The organism is Buchnera aphidicola (Anoecia oenotherae), assembly GCF_005080765.1.
Taxonomy (GTDB): domain Bacteria; phylum Pseudomonadota; class Gammaproteobacteria; order Enterobacterales; family Enterobacteriaceae; genus Buchnera_E; species Buchnera_E aphidicola_AB.
The window spans coordinates 276,155-296,951 of the sequence record NZ_CP033012.1; the positions used below are offsets into that span (position 1 = coordinate 276,155).

General features: G+C 22.1%; 12 protein-coding genes. 8 read left to right on the forward strand and 4 right to left on the reverse strand.

The window, feature by feature from the left end:
• Positions 1 to 483 precede the first annotated feature (483 nt).
• Both bioB and D9V65_RS01140 read right to left on the reverse strand, forming a co-directional pair.
• Entirely contained in the window at positions 484 to 1,512 is a 1,029-nt protein-coding gene (bioB, locus tag D9V65_RS01135; protein WP_158341756.1) for a biotin synthase BioB, read from the reverse strand.
• A 1,385-nt stretch (positions 1,513 to 2,897) separates the two neighbouring features.
• The gene (locus D9V65_RS01140) at positions 2,898 to 3,884 is read right to left on the reverse strand and encodes a beta-propeller fold lactonase family protein (protein WP_158341757.1); all 987 of its coding nucleotides are present in this window, start codon (positions 3,882 to 3,884) and stop codon (positions 2,898 to 2,900) included.
• 619 nt (positions 3,885 to 4,503) lie between these two features.
• Between D9V65_RS01140 and leuA the strand changes: the two genes are divergently transcribed.
• The 4 genes from leuA to leuD all read left to right on the forward strand — a co-directional run bounded on the left by leuA (position 4,504) and on the right by leuD (position 9,792).
• Positions 4,504 to 6,045, forward strand: a complete 1,542-nt coding sequence (gene leuA / locus D9V65_RS01145; RefSeq protein WP_158341758.1) for a 2-isopropylmalate synthase — start codon at positions 4,504 to 4,506, stop codon at positions 6,043 to 6,045.
• A 581-nt stretch (positions 6,046 to 6,626) separates the two neighbouring features.
• Positions 6,627 to 7,718: a 3-isopropylmalate dehydrogenase gene (gene leuB / locus D9V65_RS01150; protein ID WP_158341759.1), complete on the forward strand. Its 1,092-nt coding sequence runs from the start codon at positions 6,627 to 6,629 to the stop codon at positions 7,716 to 7,718.
• A 4-nt stretch (positions 7,719 to 7,722) separates the two neighbouring features.
• Positions 7,723 to 9,117, forward strand: coding sequence for a 3-isopropylmalate dehydratase large subunit (leuC, locus tag D9V65_RS01155; protein WP_158342167.1), 1,395 nt, complete (start codon positions 7,723 to 7,725; stop codon positions 9,115 to 9,117).
• A 36-nt stretch (positions 9,118 to 9,153) separates the two neighbouring features.
• Positions 9,154 to 9,792: a 3-isopropylmalate dehydratase small subunit gene (gene leuD / locus D9V65_RS01160; RefSeq protein ID WP_158341760.1), complete on the forward strand. Its 639-nt coding sequence runs from the start codon at positions 9,154 to 9,156 to the stop codon at positions 9,790 to 9,792.
• A gap of 109 nt (positions 9,793 to 9,901) precedes the next feature.
• Here the strand turns inward: leuD and mfd are convergent, their stop codons facing one another.
• Positions 9,902 to 11,983, reverse strand: coding sequence for a transcription-repair coupling factor (mfd, locus tag D9V65_RS01165; RefSeq protein WP_158341761.1), 2,082 nt, complete (start codon positions 11,981 to 11,983; stop codon positions 9,902 to 9,904).
• 1,597 nt (positions 11,984 to 13,580) lie between these two features.
• Here mfd and gap point away from each other — a divergent pair.
• Positions 13,581 to 14,576 (forward strand): type I glyceraldehyde-3-phosphate dehydrogenase, encoded by a 996-nt coding sequence (gene gap, locus D9V65_RS01170; protein WP_158341762.1) that lies wholly within the window; start codon positions 13,581 to 13,583, stop codon positions 14,574 to 14,576.
• A gap of 381 nt (positions 14,577 to 14,957) precedes the next feature.
• On the opposite strand, the gene fldA is transcribed toward gap, so the two are convergent.
• Positions 14,958 to 15,476, reverse strand: coding sequence for a flavodoxin FldA (gene fldA, locus D9V65_RS01175; protein WP_158341763.1), 519 nt, complete (start codon positions 15,474 to 15,476; stop codon positions 14,958 to 14,960).
• A gap of 226 nt (positions 15,477 to 15,702) precedes the next feature.
• Here fldA and phrB point away from each other — a divergent pair, with 226 nt between their 5' ends.
• From phrB to D9V65_RS01190, 3 genes are all read left to right on the forward strand, one after another.
• Positions 15,703 to 17,127 (forward strand): deoxyribodipyrimidine photo-lyase, encoded by a 1,425-nt coding sequence (gene phrB, locus D9V65_RS01180; RefSeq protein ID WP_158341764.1) that lies wholly within the window; start codon positions 15,703 to 15,705, stop codon positions 17,125 to 17,127.
• 8 nt (positions 17,128 to 17,135) lie between these two features.
• Entirely contained in the window at positions 17,136 to 17,879 is a 744-nt protein-coding gene (locus D9V65_RS01185; RefSeq protein ID WP_158341765.1) for a Nif3-like dinuclear metal center hexameric protein, read from the forward strand.
• Between the two features lie 111 nt (positions 17,880 to 17,990).
• Positions 17,991 to 20,792 carry a 2-oxoglutarate dehydrogenase E1 component gene (locus tag D9V65_RS01190; RefSeq protein WP_158341766.1) on the forward strand — a complete coding sequence of 934 codons (2,802 nt, stop codon included), beginning with the start codon at positions 17,991 to 17,993 and terminating at the stop codon, positions 20,790 to 20,792.
• Positions 20,793 to 20,797: the final 5 nt, after the last annotated feature.

A 20,797-nucleotide genomic window follows, 5' to 3' on the forward strand; every position in this document is an offset into this window, starting at 1 on the left:
TTCATTTATAAATATGATTTAAAAATATAAATAAAATATATATATATATGTATTAAAAATAGAAAATTAATATTTTGGTTTGGATTTATTTCATGTTTAAACCATTAAATAAGTTTAATTGTTAGTTAAAATTTAATGTTCTTTATTTACTAAATATAAACATTATTTATAAATATAAATTATATCAATAATTTATACACTATTTTTTATTTAACATGAAATTTTTTAATAACAATATTTTACTGTTTATAAAAAAAAGTACTACTATATTATTATTAGAAGTAATGTGTGTACTTCTATTTTTTTTGAGAAACATCATATTTTTGTTGTAAATCATAATTATTATATAGAAATTCAAAATTTTTTAGTAAAATAATTAAATATATATTTTAACTACGTTACATAAGTTTTAAATTTTTATGTAACGTCATAAACTATTTTTTTCATATAAAAAGTTATAAATACATATATTTATTTTTTAACTTAAATAGTTGCGTTATAATACAATTTTTTAGTATTATTTTCTTTGTTTGTTTTAATTGTATTGAAATAATTACTTTCTTTGTTAATTTTTGTATTTTTAAAATTTAGTCCTAATTTTTTAAACAATTTAAGATCATTTTCTTTATCTGGGTTTTTTGTAGTTAATAGTTTACAACCATAAAATACAGAATTCGCTCCTGCCATAAAACACATTGCTTGAGTTTGTTCATTCATATTTTTTCTTCCAGCTGATAATCTAATATAGGAAGAAGGTAGTATAACTCTTGCAACTGCAATTACTCGAATGAATTCAAATGGATCTATAGTTTGATTATTTTCCATTGGAGTACCTTTTGTTCTTACAAGCATATTTATAGGTATACTTTCTGGTGGAATAGAAAGATTTGATAATTCCACAAGTAATTCTATTCTATCTTGCATAGTTTCTCCAAGGCCTATTATTCCACCTGAACAGACTTTTATGCCATTTTTTCGTACTATTTCTAGTGTTTTTAGTCTATCTTCGTATTTTCTAGTAGTAATTATATTTTTATAAAACTTAGGAGAAGTATCTAAATTGTGGTTATAAAAGTCTAATCCAGCATTAGCTAATTTTTTAGCTTGTAAATTAGTTAAACTTCCTAACGTCATGCATGTTTCCATGCCCATATTTTTTATTTTTTTTATTATTTTTTCTAAATACGGCATATTTTTTTCAGATGGAGATTTCCAAGCAGCTCCTAGACAAAATCGATCTGATCCTGATAATTTTGCTTTTTTAGCTTCTAAAAGAACTGTTTTTAATTCCAATAATTTTTCTTTTTTTATATTTGTCTTATATCGTGCACTTTGTGGACAATATTTGCAATCTTCAGGGCAAGATCCTGTTTTGATAGATAGTAAAGTACTTATTTGCAAAGTATTAGGAGAAAAGTTTTTTCTGTGTATAGTTTGAGATAAAAATAATAGTTCTAAAAGAGGTAATTGAAATAACCGTTTAATTTTTTTTAAAGTCCAAATTTTTTTCATAATTTTCTCATAAATGTCATAATATTTATTTATAAATATATATATAACAAATGTTAATTTTATTTTCTGTAGATTTAAATTAAAAATAAATAAATGGAACTCATGTTCTAATATTAAAAATATATAGAATTCTTATTGTTTAATAAATACACTAGGTATTTTTAGTGAAGCTATTAAAAAATTTCTAAGGTATTTTAATAAATTAAAAATAATATTTAGATTTTTATTATTTTTTGTTTATAAATAGGTGTACACAATTTATATTTAAATTTATTTAATAAGATAAAAAACGTACTACTACTATTGTAGTGAGATAGAATTATGTCATTATATTTTTTATAAAAAATTTTAAATTATTTACCTTAATGAAAAATATAATAAATTTTATTTTTAAAAAAAGTAGTTGTTTTTTTTAGATAATTATGAAATTAGTTACAAAATTTTAGATTTTTTAATTAAAAAAATAGATTTTATTTATTTTAATAAAAATATAACAGAAGTATTTTTTATTTAAAGTTTATAATGGTTTTTTTGTTAAGAATCAGATAAACATTTTGATTGTGTATATGTGCTATTAACAATTTTAAATATTTATTTATGAAACCAAATATTTTTATATTGTATTGATATACAATTATTTTTCTGAATAATCAAATTTTAATTTATAAATTTGTAATCATAGGAATTCAAATATATATATATATACTTATATATTTATTTTGTTTTAATATTTTAAATAGCATGTATTTGTACTTTTAATGAAAATATATATGAAATGATTTATAGTTAATTTTTAATATTAAAAAGAATAAAAAAAATGTTTCAGATTAATATTTCATAAATGTTAAATAAAATTTTTATATATAAGATGTGTATCATTCAAGATCTACGAATACAAATTATTATAGTTGTTTAAAAATAATTAGGAATAATATTTTATCTATACAAGAGATAAATTAATTTGATAAGTCAAGAAATTTGTATTTCATTTTACACTTTTATTTGTTTTTTAATATAGAAATAGTTAAAAATTATTAAATTTTTACTGTACATAATTTTATTAAAAGATTTTTAATATAAAAAATGTATGAGATTTTAGAAACGTAAAAAGCATTTAAGCAACATATTGTAAAATAAAAACTACTTGATCTTAGGATTTTTTAATATTACATTTTACAGATATTATTTATTATATGTTTAGTGAATTCCATATTAAAAGTGTAAATAAAAAATTTTTTTTTATTTTTAAAAAAGTGTAAATGTTACAGTTTTTTTTTGTTAAATATATATGTAAAAAATATAAATATTAGTAATATACAATTTATATGTTTTTTATAAAAAATGATTTAATAAATTATGTACAACGTAATTATGTTTATATTTATTTAATTCATGATAACCCATACAGGATTTTCTCCAGCATAACTTCTTATTATAGGAAGAAGATCACCATTATTTTTAGAAATTTTATATATTGTAATGAAATTTGATTTTTCTCCTACCACAGATAGTAAGTTTTCTTTTTTATCAATAAAAAATGCACGAGGTTGTGTTTCTACGGAATAATGTTTTTTAAAAAAAATTTTAAAATTATTTTGATTAATTTCAAATAATGTTATTATACTATTATTTCTTTCTGACGCGTACAAATATTTTCCACATGATGATATGTGAATATCAGCAGCCCAATTGCATATAGAATTATTATGTTCTTTTGGAAGTAATTTTATATTTTGTATATTATTTATACTAATTTTATCATTTTTTATTTTCCATACATCTATTGTGCTATCTAGTTCGTTAATAGAAAAAATAAAATTTTTGTTTGGATGAAAAGTAAAATGGCGTGGTCCAGATTTTTTTTTAACTATAAATTGCAATTTTTTAAAATTTTTCTTGTTGTTTATAGAGTTAAAAATATAAATAGAATCTGATTTTAATGCAGTTGTAATTATGCTGTGATTTAAATCATAAAATTTAGAACAGTGACAACCATTGATGTTTTTAAATATATTTAAAATAGTTATAGGAATGCCATTTTCATTTAATTTTATTATAATTAATAATGATCCATGATATGAACTACATGCTAATAAATTGTTTTCTTTATTTATAGAAATATAGTTTAAAGGTACTGGTAATGAAAAAGTAGATAATTTTTTTATTTTTCCATTATTCAAAATTTTATAAGTTGTTATATTATAATTAGGTCTTATTCCAACGTACATTAATTTATATTTTTTACTTAAAGATATAGGTTGTGCTTGACCTTCAGTATAAATTTCTTGAACTATTGTTATATTTTTTTTAAAAAATTTTAAAACTTTGATTGAGCTATCTCCAGGGCTAGATATATATATATATTTATCCATTAATTTTTTCTCGTTTATATTATTATAAGTAATATATAAATTTTTTAAATTTTTGTAAATAAAAAAGTATGATAAAGGATATTTTTAATACGAATTTGTTCGTATAAAAATTATATACTTTTCTAAAATAGAAACGTATGGAAAATTTTTAATATGTAAAACATCAATTTAATAATTAATAAATTTTCAATTTTTAGACATATTTATATGCCGTTTATTCAAAAAAATATGTGAATTTTTTTGTTATTATTTGTAGAGTAAATACATATGTCTGAATAGATTATGTATTTTTAAAATAATAGTTTCATAAAAGCTAATAACACTTAAGATATAAAATTTTTACATAAAAATATTTTTTAAAAAATATTTTATATTTATTTTGATTTTAAAAATTAAGTAATTTATGGACATAAACAGATTACAAATAACACTATATTTTTATTAAAATAGATAATTAAATAATTTAAAAATTATAGTAGGTTAATTTTTTCATTAAATATTGATAAATTATTTTCAGTAGATTACAGTGTATTGTAAAAAAGCAATATTTAATTTAACCTAAGATTAGCAATATGTAATCTATTTTCTAGTGTAGTAAATGTTATAGAATAGGAAGATAATGAAAGAAAAAATTATTATTTTAGATACAACTCTTCGTGACGGAGAACAATCTTTAAGATCGAGTATGAGTATAGAAGAAAAATTAAACATTGCTTTATCTTTAGAAGACATGGGGGTAGATTTTATAGAAGCAGGATTTCCAGTATCTTCTCCAGGAGATTTCAAAGCAGTGCAAACGATTTCTAATACTATAAAAAATAGTAGAATATGTAGCTTAGCTAGGTGTATAGATAAAGATATTGATATAGCAGCAGAATCGATGAATAGATCAAAATATTTTAGAATTCATGTATTTCTTGGAACGTCTAACTTACATGTTACTTCTAAATTACAAAAAACTTTTACTCAAATTATAGAAATGGCTGTTAAAGGAGTAAAAAGAGCTAAACGGTATACAGATGATGTTGAATTTTCATGTGAAGATGCAGGACGTACTTCTATCCAAAATCTTTGTAGAATTATAGAATCTGTTATAGATGCTGGTGCTACAACAATTAATATTCCTGATACAGTTGGATATACAATTCCTAGCGAATATAAAAAAATTATTTTACAAGTGCGTAATGAAGTTCATAATATAGATAAAGCAGTTATTTCTGTTCATTGTCATGATGATCTAGGAATGGCTACTGGAAATTCTATTTCTGCATTAGAAGCAGGAGCTAGACAAATAGAAGGAACTATTAATGGAATAGGAGAAAGAGCAGGGAATACAGCATTAGAAGAAGTTATTTTAGCGATTAAAATAAAAGAAAAGCTATTAAATGTATATACTAGCATTAAAATTTCAAATATTTGTAATACAAGTAAAATTGTTAGTTCTACATGTGGTATTTCGATACCTGAAAATAAAGCGATTATTGGAAATAATGCTTTTTCTCATTCTTCAGGTATTCATCAGGATGGAGTGTTAAAAAATAGAAAAAATTATGAAATAATTTTCCCTGAAGATGTTGGTTTTAAAACTAAACAGTTACATTTAACGTCACGTTCTGGTAGAGCTGCAATAAAATTTTATATGGATAAAATGGGTTATAAAGAGGTAGATTATAATTTGAATTTATTATATAAAAAATTCTTAAAGTTATCAGATAAAATAGGACAAGTATTTGATTATCATTTAGAGATATTATCTTTTTTAGATAATCAAGATAAATTAATCCTATTTTTTTTAAAATCGTTAAAAGTAAAATTTTCTTGTAATAAAAATTACATGATTTTTATAGAATTGTTATATGGAAAAAAAATACTAAAAGGAGAATTATTATCTAAAAACAATAATCTAGTTAATTCTATAATAGATCTAATTGTTTCTGTAACTAAAATACCAATCATTTTAAATAATTATAATTTTTTAGTTCAAATGAAGAATAAAGAAGAAATTGGAATTGTAAATATATCAGTTCTATATAAAAAAAGGATATTTTACTCAAAAAGTTTTTCTATAAGTTTTTCAGAAGCAATTGTTAAATCGTTAATAAACATATTGAATGATATTGAAAAGTATAATAAAGCAATGTTATTAGCTAAAAGTACATAAATATATATATTTAGTTAAATAAAAAATACATTAGTTTTTAACTTAATAAATAATTAAATTAAGTAAAATACTTTAATTTATGAATTATAAAAATAAAAATTATATTTTTTATAAATTAATATAGTTTTATTATTTAAATAATTTTAGTATAAAATGCTAGACTTAAAAATTTAATTAAATTAAATTTTTATAAGTAAAAATTAAATTAATGAATATTTTGTTTATGGTTTTAAAGACATTTGTGCAATATAATAGTATATACTTATTGTACTAAAAATTATTTTTTTAAAAAAATTAATTTAATAAGTTTTGAATACAGTATGACAGGTTTAATGAATACATGTATGATTTTCATTTTATTAAACAAAAAAATATATTTGTATGTTTCGTAAGTATAGAATATATATTTATATATATATAAACATAATAATATAAAACAATATATATTCTAAATATATGAATCATTTATAAAATTGTAGTACTAGAAATACAATGTTAATGTTTCTTTGTTTATATATTCACAATATGTTCCAAAAAAATGTTAAATATTTTTTAAAATATTAAAAATTAAGAGTTGTTTTATGAAAAAAGAAACTAGAGTAACTATATTACCTGGTGATGGGATAGGACCTGAAGTAATGGAACAAGGTTATAAAATTTTAAAAGTATTAAAAAAAAAATTTAAGTTAAATATTTCGCATTATGAATGTGATATTGGTGGAATAGCAATTGATAAGCATGGAGTATCTTTACCTAAATGCACAATAGATTCTTGTGCTGAATCTGATGCGGTATTATTAGGATCAATAGGGGGTCCAAAGTGGGATAATCTTCCTAGTCATTTACGTCCGGAAAAAAGTGCTCTTCTTGCATTACGAAAGCATTTTAATTTGTTTTCGAACATTAGGCCAGCAAAAATATATCCTGAATTGCATTATTTGTCTCCTCTTCGTTATGATATTAGTAAAATAGGATTTGATATATTATGTATAAGGGAGTTAACAGGTGGAATATATTTCGGGAAACCTAGTGGTAATAGTGGTTACGGATTAATGGAAAATTCTTTTGATACGGAAATATATTATAAATTTGAAATAGAAAGAATTTCAAAAATGGCTTTTCAGATAGCTAGATTAAGAAAAAAATGTGTTACTTCTATAGATAAAGCTAATGTACTAAATAGTTCTATATTATGGAGAAAAACTGTTGATAGTGTATCAAAAAGTTATCCAGATATTTCATTAAATCATTTATATGTAGATAATGCTGCTATGCAAATTATAAAAAATCCATCCCAATTTGATGTGATGTTATCTTCTAATTTATTTGGTGATATATTATCAGATGAATGTGCTGCTATTATTGGATCAATAGGAATGTTGCCATCAGCTAGTTTTAATGAAAAAAATTTTGGTATTTATGAACCTTCAGGAGGATCTGCTCCTGATATTGCTGGAAAAAATATTGCTAATCCTATAGCACAAATTTTATGTATATCTATGTTTTTATACTATACAATGAAATTACCTGAAATATCTTATTTGCTAGAAATGTCAGTTCGTGAAGCATTGAGGATTGGATATAGGACAAAAGATATTAGTGATAGTAAAAAATACGTTAGTACCGATGAATTTGGCAGTCAAGTAGCTAAATTATTATCTTCAAGGGCATAACATGATGGGAAAAACGATATACGAAAAAATATACGATTCACATATTATATTTCAAGATAAAAATACTATACCTATTATATATATTGATTTGCATTTATTACATGAAGTTACATCTCCTCAGGCTTTTCTTTCTTTAATAGATAAAAAACGTGGTGTTAGATGTCCAGAAAAAAGTTTTGCTACAATGGATCATAATGTTCCAACACATAGTAATAATATTAATTCATCAGGAAAAATGGCAAAAATACAAATGCAAACATTGATGAAAAATTGTAAAAAATACAATATTTCTTTATATGATTTACATCATCCTGATCAAGGAATAGTTCATATTATTGGACCAGAAAAAGGATTAACCTTACCTGGAACTACTATTGTTTGCGGAGATTCTCATACGTCTACTCATGGTGCTTTTGGAGCTTTGTCATTTGGAATAGGAACTTCAGAAGTAGAACATGTCTTAGCTACTCAGACATTATCGCAACGTCGTTTAAAAAATATGAAAATTAAAGTTATTGGACATGTGAAAGATAATGTTTCTGCTAAAGATATTGCATTATATATAGTTAGGAAAATAGGTACTTCTGGAGGTACTGGGTATGTAGTTGAATTTTGTGGAGAAACTATTAATAATTTAACTATGGAAGGAAGGATGACTATTTGTAATATGGCGATTGAGATGGGTGCAAAATCTGCTATAATTGCTCCAGATAATATTACTTATAAATATTTAAAGAACCGTACTTTTGTTCCAAAAGGTTCTGATTTTGAAAAAGCAATTAAGTTTTGGAAAACTTTGAGATCTGATGTACATGCAAAGTTTGATAAAGTTTACATAATAGATGTTAATAATTTGTCTCCTCAGATAACTTGGGGTACAAATCCATCTCAGGTAATTAATATAGAAGAAAGAATTCCATACATTAGTGATTATAAGAATGAAATAGACCAAAATAGTGCAAGAAGATCTTTAAAATATATGAATTTAAAAGAAAATATTTCTTTATTATCTGTAAATATAGATAAGGTGTTTATAGGATCCTGTACTAATGGAAGGATTGAAGATTTACGTGAAGCTGCAGATATTGTCAAAAATAAAAAAATATCTAATCGTGTACATGCTATAGTTGTTCCGGGTTCAAAATCTGTTAAAGTTAAGGCAGAAAAAGAAGGATTAGACAAAATTTTTAAATCAGCAGGATTTGAATGGAGATTACCAGGATGTTCTATGTGTTTAGGTATGAATAAAGATGTTTTAAATAATGGAGAGAGATGTGCGTCTACAAGTAATAGAAATTTTGAAGGACGTCAAGGGAGGGGAGGAAGAACTCATTTAGTTAGTCCTAGAATGGCAGCAGCCGCGGCTATTTATGGTAAATTTGTAGATGTAAGTAAGTAGTTTACAAATTATTAATTTTAAAGGTTAAATACATTGATGAAAAAAATAATTAGACATACTGGTTTAGTAGTTCCTTTAAATGTCTCGAATATAGATACTGATATTATTATTCCAAAACAATTTTTAAAAAGTAATGTTAAAACTGGATTTGGAAAAAATCTTTTTTATAACTGGAGATATTTAAATGGATTAAAAGATAAAAAAAATTTTGAATTTATATTAAATCAAGATAGTTATACAAAAGCTGACGTTTTGTTAACTAGAGAAAATTTTGGATGTGGTTCATCTAGAGAACATGCAGTATGGGCTTTGGTAGATTATGGGTTTAAGGCTATTATAGCGCCGAGTTTTTCAGATATATTTTATAATAATGCTATAAACAACCGACTATTATTAATTAATTTTTCTAAAGAAATAATAGATGAGCTATTTAGTTTATTTAATAATAATAAGAGCGTATTTTGTACAATTAGTTTATTAGATTGTAAGATAACGATAAGAAAAAAAGATTATTTTTTTAAAATAAATTCTTTTTATAGGTTTTGTTTGTTAAATGGATTAGATAGTATCGATTATACTATGAGATACGAAAGAGAAATTAACAATTATGAACAATCTATTCCATCTTTTTTACTATATAAAAAAAACGCATTTAATTTGTTTAACAATGATTAGTATTAATACTTATTTTTAAAAATATAAAAAAGAGTAGATATATATTTCATTAATAAAATATAGATTGTATAAAATAAGTTAAATAGATTTAGTATTTATTAAAATTGATTTATTTTTTAGTAACCATCATAGCAATTTTTATGGCAAAAGATAAAATCCATTCTAATCTAATATTTTCATTACAAAGTTTATAGTGAATTTGGATGCATTTTTCTGAAGAAAAACTCCATGATAAAATTGGGTAATCTGATAAATTTTGTATTAAAATATGATGTGATATAGGTGTTTTTTTATCGAAACATACTTTTCCCGTATTTTTATTAAGTATAGCTCTTTTTATTCCTATTTTTTTAAAAATTATTCTTAAATAAGAAATTTTTATTAAATTATTAACTTCATTCGGAATAGTTCCAAATTTTAAATTGAGTTCTTTTTTTATGTTTTTTAATTCTAACTTATTTTCTGCACTAAAAATTTTTTTATAAAAAAATAGTCGTTTATTAACGTTAGAAATGTATTGTGAGGGAATTAATGAAATAATATATAGTTCTATTTCTGGTTGAAAAGATAACATTTTTTCTAAAGATGTAGAATTACCTGATTTTAAATTTTTAATAGCTTGATTTAATAATTTCATATATAAAGAAAAACCAATCGAGTTGATATGTCCACTTTGTTCATTACCTAAAAGATTTCCAATTCCTCTAATTTCTAAATCATGAGAGGATAATATAAAACCAGCTCCAAGATCTTCAAACTTAGAAATAGCTTCTAATCTTTTTTGAGCGTTTAAAGTTGTTTTTTTAAAGTTTTGAACCAATAGCCAAGCATATGCTTGGTGATGAGATCGTCCAATTCGACCCCTTAGTTGATGTAATTGAGACAAACCAAATTGATCCGCGCGTTCGACAATAATAGTATTAACGTTTGGTATGTCAATACCTGTTTCAATTAAAGTAGTACATACTAATATATTAAAATTTTTTAAATAAAATTTTTTTATTATTTCTTTTAAATAAGAAGATTTCATACCTCCATGAGCAACAGCTATTTTTGATTCAGGAATTAATTTTTTTAGTAAATTAGCTTTTTTTTGAATTGTCATTATATTATTATGTATAAAATACACCTGCCCTTTTCTTTCAATTTCTTTTTTAATAGCTTTTTTTATAATATTTTCATCATAGTTTTCAATAATAGTTTTTATAGATCGTCTTTTTTCTGGTGGAGTAGCTATTATAGATAGATCCCGTATTCCATTAATTGTCATGTTCAAGGTTCTAGGTATAGGAGTTGCTGTTAATGTTAAAATATCGATATTAATATAATTTTCTTTTATTTTTTCTTTATCTAATACTCCAAATCTATGTTCTTCATCAATAATTAATAAACCTAAATCTTTCCATTTTATAGAGCTAAATAACATTTTATGAGTACCTATTAAAATATGAATTGTTCCTTGAGATACTTGTTGTATATTAGACTTAATAAGTTTATCAGAAGAAAATCTAGACAGAATTCCAATTTTTACATTCCAATTTTTAAATCTTTGAGAAAAATTATTAAAATGTTGTTGAGCTAACAAAGTAGTAGGAACTAATATCGCAACTTGCTTAGAGTTGCATACTGCTATAAATGCAGCTCGCATAGCTACCTCTGTTTTTCCAAAACCTACATCACCGCAAACTAACCTGTCCATTGGAGTAGATTTGTGCATATCTTTTAATACAGTATTAATTACTTTTTCTTGGTCTGGAGTAGTTGTGAATGGAAATTTTTTTATAAATTTTTTATATTTTGTATATTGTATTGAAAAAGAGAAGCCTTTTTTAGATATTCTTAATGAATATGTATCTAATAATTTTGCTGCATAATCGTGAATTTTTTTAAATACTTTATGCTTTTCTTTTTTCCAATTAGAGTTCCCTAACTTATCTAGAGGAATGTTAGTGTTAGTATATGATTGGTATTGACTAATTAGATGTAGATATGATATTGGTACATATAGTTTTGCTTTATTGGCATAGACTATAATTAAATATTCAGTAGTAATACCATTTGGTGTTGTTAAAGTAGTTAATCCTTTATATAATCCAATTCCGTGTTCTATATGCACTACTAGTTGATTTACTTTTAATTCTAGACAATGTTGAATTTGTATATTCACTGTTTTCGTTTCTTTAAATTTTATTGTTTATAATATATAGTTATACATAAATAATAAATATATATATATATATAATTTAGTATATATACATTTATTTAAATAAAATTAAATCGCGTGATTTAATGAAATATGATATTAGTAATTGTAAGAAATAAATTTAATTTGCATAGAACAGTTAATTCTATTTTTATAGAAAATTAGTATATTAATATTTTTAAGAAAAATTACATTTATATGTTTAAATATAAATTTATTTAATGAATAGTATTTATATTAAACAGTTTAAAACTATTATTGCAATAAATACACGATATTATAAATTGTTTATATAAAATTTTATTTAAATTAATAATAATAATTATTACTTATTTTTTTAAAAACTTTATACATAATTAATATTTTTTAAAATTTAAAAATTACTAATTTATTATTTACATATATATAGCAATATTATGGATTAATAATAAAAAAAAATCTTTAAAAAAAAATTGTTTGAATAATATATAAAATATCTTTTATATAAATAGTTATTTTTTAAAAAAACATTGATTTTTAGGATAAATATTAACAAATTTTTTTTAAATTATGTAGTTAAAATTTAAAATAATAATTTTATTTAATACGTAAAATACATAATATACTAAATATAATGTTATATAAGAGATGTTATATAGTTTTTTTATTAAAGAAGCAAATTATAAAAACATTTATATCAATATATTCATAATTTTAGAATTATATTTCATATGAATTATTTTTTATATATAAATGATTTTTTAGATAAAAGTTATGTTTTTAACATTCTTTTAATAAAAAAACAATAAATGTTAATTATGATACTTTGTATATAAAAAATTAAGGTGAAAAATTTTTGTATATTTTAGAAAAAATTTTTTAGAATAAATTTTCCTTTTTTAGAAAAAATACTAATTTTTAATATTTTATATGGAGTGAATTTATATATTAATTATAAATAATAAATACATATTTTATATTTTTTGACAAAATAATATTTTTTACATTTGTTTTTACAAAAATGAATATAAATAATAATTGAATAATTATTCAAACATAAATTCATGTTATATGATAAGTATTATATTTTTTAAATATATTTATAATTTTATTTATAAAAAAATATATAGGTTATTAATAATTAATCAGTTTATAGATAAAATATATTAAATTAAATAGAGTTATTATTAGATTTTATCACAATATGAGTATTTATTTTTTTAAAAATAAATTTAATTTTTAAATTTATTTAATGAACTTTTATAATTTTCTTGTATATAAATATGAGTTAAAATTTATATGAAATAGAATTTTAGTTTCGTAATATAATTAATGTATTTTATTTTTAATTGCTGTTTGCTTGGGTAATAAAGTATAATTATTAATTTGTATAGTTGAAAATTATTATGAATAAATATTCATACTATTTTTATAATTTAATATATTAAGTTAATTAACTATAAAATATTTGATGTAAATATTATTTTAATTACAGTAATGTAATTACATTTGAAAAATAATAATAGTACTTACAAGATTAGTTTTAATATTTTTTAATTTTAATAAATTGTTGTTTATATATATAAAAATAAAATGGTAAATTAGAATGAAAATAAGAGTGGGTATTAATGGGTTTGGACGAATTGGTAGATTAGTTTTTAGAATAGCACAAAATAATTCAAACGTTGACATTGTAGCTATAAATGATTTAGTTAGCGCTGAATATATGGCTTACATGTTAAAATATGATTCTACACATGGTTCATTTTTAAAAAGTGTGGAAGTAAAAGAAGATTGTTTAATTGTAAATAATAGAAAAATATTTACATCTGCTAAAAAAAATCCAAAAGATATTTTATGGAGTAAATATTCTGTAGATGTAGTTATAGAATCTACTGGAATTTTTTTAACTACTGAAAGTGCATTAAGTCATATATCTTCAGGAGCGAAAAAAGTAGTTATTACTGGACCATCTAAAGATGATACTCCTATGTTTGTTCGCGGAGTTAATTTTGATGCTTATAAAGGTGAATTAGTTGTATCAAATGCTTCTTGTACTACTAATTGTTTAGCTCCTTTAGCTAAAGTAATACATGATGAATTTAATATTTTAGAAGGATTAATGACTACAGTTCATTCGGTAACAGCTACACAAAAAACAGTAGATGGTGCTTCTAGTAAAGATTGGAGAGGGGGTAGAGGAGCTATTCAGAATATTATACCTTCTTCTACTGGAGCAGCTAAAGCAGTGGGAAAAATATTACCAGAACTAAATGGAAAATTAACAGGAATAGCTTTTCGAGTTCCAACACCTAATGTATCTGTAGTAGATTTAACTTTTCGTCATAAAAAATCGGCAAGTTATCAAGATATTTGTGAATTAATAAAATACGTTTCTAGTAGTTCTATGAAAGATATTTTAGGATATACTACAGATCCCGTTGTTTCTTCAGATTTTAATGGAAGTAAATTAATTTCTATTGTAGATATTACGGCTGGATTATCCTTAAATAATCATTTTTCTAAAATAATATCTTGGTATGATAATGAAACAGGATATTCTACTAAAGTTCTTGATCTTGTAGAGCTTATTTGTTCTTAACTATCTTTCTTATTTTTTAGAATGATTTTGATTATAATTCTTAATTATAAGATATTTAAATTAGTAATTTGAGTATTTTTTATTATATAAAAATACTTTATATTAAATATTAGCTATTTAATAAAAAATATAATTGTTTTTTTCATGTGACGAATGATTATCGTCACATGTTATAGTAAAAAATAATAAAATTTTATACAACGAATCACTGTTAAATTATGTAAATACATATTTATATTTTTATTTAAACAATATATTCATATGTATTTTAAATTTATTTACATTATAAACATAGAATGTATTTTTAATTTTTTACATTAATATTTATTATTAATATAATATTGGATCTATATATAAAATTAAAGTTATTATTACTATTCTTTATTTAAACAAGTTTATTTCTTTTTTTATAGAATTTACCCATATATAAACTCTTTCTTCTGTTAACTCAGATTGTCTATCTTCGTCAATAGTTAGTCCAAGGAAATATTTTTCATTTAACAGTGCAGTAGATGACTTAAAAGAATATCCTTCATTTTTCCATTTTCCAATGCATTTTGCTCCTTTTTTAAGAATTAAGTCGTATATAGTTCTCATTCCATTGCAAAAATATTCTGAATAATCTTCTTGATCACCACATCCGAAAAAAGCCACTGTTTTATTTTTAAAATCCATAGTTTTAAAATTTGGTAGGAAATCTTCCCAATCGCATTGTAATTCACCGTAGTACCATGTAGGTATACCAAACATAAGAATGTTATACTTTTCTATATCTTTTTTTTTTATTTCAGAAATATTAAACATGCTTGAAATTGCGTTTCCTAATTGTTCGTGTATTAAAAAAGCTACTTTTTCTGTATTTCCAGTATCGGAACCAAAAAAAATTCCTATTTTTTTCATATTTGAGGTCCAAGAATTATATTAAGTTAAATTGTTTAAAAAAGGATAACTTTTATTGAATAGTTAATAACGTGATATACTATACATATAAAATATATATCAAATATAGATTATTATATCTTAACACATATGAATATTTTATATAAAAATAAAGTTTTATACTTATAAAAATTTTAAATTTTATATTAATAAACGTATATGTTATTTTTTATTAAGTTATATAAATATGAATATTCATCTTATGTGGTTTAGAAGTGATTTAAGATTGACAGATAATGAAGCTTTATATACTGCGTGTAAAAATAAAAAAGATACAGTATTAGGAATTTTTACGTCTGTTCCAAAACAGTGGAAAAAAAATAATATGTCTCATAAAAAAGCGCAGTTTATATATGAACATATATGTAGTTTATCTAAGGACATGTTTAAAATTGGAATAATGTTTTACTATTATGAAGTAAATAGTAATTCAGTGTTAAAAAAATTAATAGTTAAATTTTGTTTAAAACATAAAGTAAATTCTGTTTTTTACAATTATCAATACGAATATATTGAAAGAAAATGTGATATTGACATAGAAAACAAATTAAATATTAATAATATTAGTATGAATGGATTTCATGGTAGTTTATTATTTAATCCTAAAAAAATATTAACAAAAGTTAAAAATACGTATCAAGTTTTTCATTCTTTTAAAAAAAAAATAATAAGCAAGTTAAATGTTACTAAATTTTTTATTTTTCCAAAACCTTCTAGAAAAAAATTAAATTTAGTTTATCGGTGTAGAGTATATTCTTTTAAATTTCCAAGAGAAAATTTTGATAAAAATGTTTTTCCAGTAGGAGAAAAAAATGCTTTATTTAAATTAAAACAGTTTTGTTTACAAAAGATTAAAAAATATTTTTTATATAGAGATTATCCTGCATTAAAATCAAATAGTTTTTTATCTCCATATTTAAGTATTGGAGTTTTATCTCCGAAACAATGTTTCTTGACATCCATAGAAAAAGAATTTGATTTTTTAGACAATAAATTTGTTTTTATATGGATAAATGAATTAATTTGGCGAGAGTTTTTTAAACATTTGTTAAATGGATATCCTATCTTAAGTAAAAATAAATCTTTACGAAAATGGGAAAAAAAAATTGTTTGGAAAAATAATATGCATTTTTTTAAAATGTGGAAAAAAGGTAAAACAGGGTATCCTATAGTGGATGCAGGTATGAAACAATTGAATAAATTAGGTTGGATAAACAATAGATTAAGAATGATAACTGCTAATTTTTTAGTAAAAAATTTACTGGTTGATTGGAGATTAGGTGAAAAATATTTTATGTCCAAGTTAATCGATGGAGATTTTTCGTCTAATAATGGTGGATGGCAATGGATATCATCAACTGGATGTGATAATGTTCCATACATTCGAACGTTTAATCCTATAGATCAATGTAAAAAATTTGATTATTTATGCAAATATATTAAAAGTTTTTTAAAAGAGTTAATTCATGTTCCTATATATTGCATACATAATCCTGGATCATGTATGTGCATACAAAAAAAAATTATACGTTATCCAATATTTATTGTTATTCATAATATTGAATACAAAAAATTTTTAAAATTAATCACGTTAGCAAAAGAATATGAGTAATTAATAGTATGAATAATATTGAGTTAGAATCAGTAGTAAACGCTAAATTAAAAGTTCATTTATTTAAAGATTATACTTTTAATGGATTACAAGTTGAAGGAAAAAAACAAGTTAATTCTATTATTTCTGGAGTTTCTATTTGTCAAGAATTGTTAGAATATGCTATAAAAAAAAAAGTTGATGCAGTAATAGTACATCATGGTTGTTTTTGGAATAGAGACTTACATATTATTAGAGGAATACAAAGAAAAAGATTAAAGAAGATCTTAAGTAATGACATTAATGTATATGCGTGGCATTTACCTTTAGATGTTCATAAAACATTAGGAAATAATTTTCATATTGGAAGAAAGTTAAATATTAATTATCAGAACAATATAACAAAATATGTTTCGTGGGGCAACACTGATAAAAAGATGACAGGAATAGAATTATACAAAAGAATAAAAAAAGCATTTTTTAGATCACCTTTTTATTTTGGGAAAACAGGATCTAAATATATAAATAAAATAGCTTGGTGTAGTGGAAAAGGTCAATCGTTCATTAAACAATCCGGGGAGTTTGGTGTAGATGCTTTTATTACTGGAGAAGTATCAGAAGAAACTATTCATTATGCTAAAGAATATAAAATTCATTTTTTTTCTATAGGTCATTATGCTTCTGAGAGAAACGGTATAAAATATTTAGGTAGATGGTTAAAAAAAATTTATGGTCTTCATGTTGAATTTTTAGATATTTATAATCCAATTTAAAATAATGTTTTATTTTTTTTATAAAAAGTTAAGTTTAAAAAAAAGTGAATTGTTTTAAATAATTTTTTTTAAAAGTTAAAATATTAATCTTAAAATTAAGGACATTATAATATGATTTTTTTAAAAAAAACTTCTTGGATGAATTCTAGTAATCAAGAGTTTTTAGAAAATTTGTATAATGAATTTATAAATAAAAAAAAAATAGATGTTTTAGATTTTTCTTTTAAATCTGAATTTAATGAATTAAAAAATAATCAATATAATATAAAAAATTTATTTAAAAAAAGTTACATAAAAGATGAACAATATAAATTAAATAGCTCAGAATCAACAAATATTAAAGAAAAAAAACCAACTTTAAAAAAAATACTGTTTTGTGTTTTAGATTCTTTTTTTCAAAAAAATGGACATAAGTTTTCGTCTATTAATCCTTTAGTTTCGAATTTAACAAAAGAAGATTTATTTCAACAGTATATTACAAGTTTAAAAAAATATTTAAAAACTAATTATTCAATGTTACAAAAAAAACTTATAAAACTAGTTTTAGAAAATAAAATCAGATATGAATTGAAAACTTATGAAAATTTATACTGCAAATCGATTGGGTTTGAGTTTTTACACATTGACAGTGATTTTAAAATAAATTGGATTAAAAATTATATTTCACGCAAATCTATTTATTCTGAAATTACAGAAAAAGAAAAAAAATCTATATTAAAAGATTTAATAAAATGTGAGGTTTTTGAAAAATTTTTACAAAATAAATTTCCAGGAGCAAAACGATTTTCTTTAGAAGGAGCAGATGTTTTAATTCCAATGTTATCTTCAGTTATAAAATCTGCAAAAAACGAAAAAATATCAAAAATTGTATTTGGAATGGCTCATAGAGGAAGACTAAACGTTTTAGTTAACATTTTAAAAAAACCAATAACACATATATTTTCTGAATTTTGTGATACTAATAAAAGAAAGAAGAACATTTCTGGAGATGTAAAATACCATTTAGGATATAAATTAATTAAAAAATTTGAAGAAAACTATAACCTTAAGTTAATTTTACAATGTAATCCATCGCATTTAGAAGTTGTTAATTCTGTTGTGCTAGGTACTGTAAGAGCTAGTTTAGATAAAAATAAAAAAAAAAATAATGTGAAAAACATATTACCCATATTAATTCATGGTGATGCAGCGATATGTGGTCAAGGAATTGTTCAAGAAGTACTAAATATGTCCAAGACTACAGGATATAACGTTAATGGGTCTATTCATATTGTTATAAATAATCAAATTGGTTTTACTACATCAAATAGTATGGATCTTAGATCCAGTAGATATTGTACTGATATTGCTAAAATGACTCAATGTCCTATCTTTCATGTAAATGCAGATGATCCAGAAGCAGTGATATATGTAACGAAATTAGCATTACAATTTCGTAATACATTTAATTCAGATGTATTTATAGATCTAGTTTGTTACAGAAGAAATGGACATAATGAAGCGGATGATCCTTATGTAACTCAACCTGTTTTATATAAAAAAATTAAAAATCATCCAACGGTATATTCTATCTTTTCTACTAATTTAATTAAGAACAAAATAATAACTAAAGAAGAAGTGAATAATAAAGTAAAAGAATATCGTAATAAAATAGAGAACGAATATTTTTTATATATAAAAGAAAAAGAAATAAATGTAAAAGATGATTTTTTAAAAGAAAAAAAAAATAATGATGATGTTTTAGAAAAAAAAGTTATGAATGCTAATTATCTAAAACAAATAGCTAATAGTGCATATTTATTTCCTGATAATTTTAATGCACATTTTTTAGTTAATAAAATTTATTCAAATAGATTAAAAATGGTAAAAAATAAATTAAAGTTTGATTGGGGGGCTGCCGAAGTTTTAGCATATGCCACTTTAATAAAATCCGGAATTTCTTGTAGAATATCAGGGCAAGATGTTTCTCGTGGAACTTTTTTTCATCGTCATTTAAAAATACATGATCAAAAAAATGGTTCTAGTTATATCCCTCTGATGAAAATGAATGGTTTTAGTTCTTTTTTTGATGTTGTTGATTCAGTTTTATCTGAAGAAGCAGCTCTTGGATTTGAATATGGTTATTCTATTGCTTCTTCAAACACTTTGACAATTTGGGAAGCTCAATTCGGAGATTTTGCTAATGGAGCTCAAGTGATAATTGATCAGTTTATCGTTTCAGGAGAACAAAAATGGAATATAAAATCTAATTTAGTTTTATTTTTACCTCATGGATATGAAGGTCAAGGACCAGAACATTCTTCTTCTAGAATTGAAAGATTTTTACAGCTATGTGCTCAAAATAATATATGTGTGTGTATTCCTTCTTCTGCTTCACAAATGTATCATTTAATACGTAAGCAAGCTTTTTTAACGAAAAAAAAGCCATTAATTATTATTACACCAAAATCATTATTAAGACGTCAAGAAACATATTCTTCTTTTGACGAAATATGTTACCAACATTTTAAAAAAATAATTTATTCTAAAGAAATTTTAGAAAATAAAGTAATAAAAAGAATAATATTTTGTACTGGGAAAATTTTTTATGATCTTTTAGAAAAGATAAAAGAAAAAAATATAGTTAATATATGTGTTATTAATGTAGAACAGTTATATCCATTTCCTAAAAAGGATATTCAACAAGTTTTAAATATATGTCATCATATTTATGATTTTGTATGGTGTCAAGAAGAACCGTTAAATCAAGGTGCTTGGTCTTTTTTTCAAGAAAACATAAAACTTTTGTTACCTGTCAAATCAAACATTATTTGTATTTCAAGAAAAAAATCAGCTTCACCGGCAGTAGGTAGTTTTTCTTGCCATAAAATAGAACAAGAAAATATTTTACAAAAAGCAATAAATATTAATTAATTAAT

Bases quoted from the DNA above. Each gene is read 5' to 3' on its own strand.
- bioB (WP_158341756.1), bottom strand. From the start codon at position 1,512: ATGAAAAAAATTTGGACTTTAAAAAAAATTAAACGGTTATTTCAATTA.
- D9V65_RS01140 (WP_158341757.1), bottom strand. From the start codon at position 3,884: ATGGATAAATATATATATATATCTAGCCCTGGAGATAGCTCAATCAAA.
- leuA (WP_158341758.1), top strand. From the start codon at position 4,504: ATGAAAGAAAAAATTATTATTTTAGATACAACTCTTCGTGACGGAGAA.
- leuB (WP_158341759.1), top strand. From the start codon at position 6,627: ATGAAAAAAGAAACTAGAGTAACTATATTACCTGGTGATGGGATAGGA.
- leuC (WP_158342167.1), top strand. From the start codon at position 7,723: ATGGGAAAAACGATATACGAAAAAATATACGATTCACATATTATATTT.
- leuD (WP_158341760.1), top strand. From the start codon at position 9,154: ATGAAAAAAATAATTAGACATACTGGTTTAGTAGTTCCTTTAAATGTC.
- gap (WP_158341762.1), top strand. From the start codon at position 13,581: ATGAAAATAAGAGTGGGTATTAATGGGTTTGGACGAATTGGTAGATTA.
- fldA (WP_158341763.1), bottom strand. From the start codon at position 15,476: ATGAAAAAAATAGGAATTTTTTTTGGTTCCGATACTGGAAATACAGAA.
- phrB (WP_158341764.1), top strand. From the start codon at position 15,703: ATGAATATTCATCTTATGTGGTTTAGAAGTGATTTAAGATTGACAGAT.
- D9V65_RS01185 (WP_158341765.1), top strand. From the start codon at position 17,136: ATGAATAATATTGAGTTAGAATCAGTAGTAAACGCTAAATTAAAAGTT.
- D9V65_RS01190 (WP_158341766.1), top strand. From the start codon at position 17,991: ATGATTTTTTTAAAAAAAACTTCTTGGATGAATTCTAGTAATCAAGAG.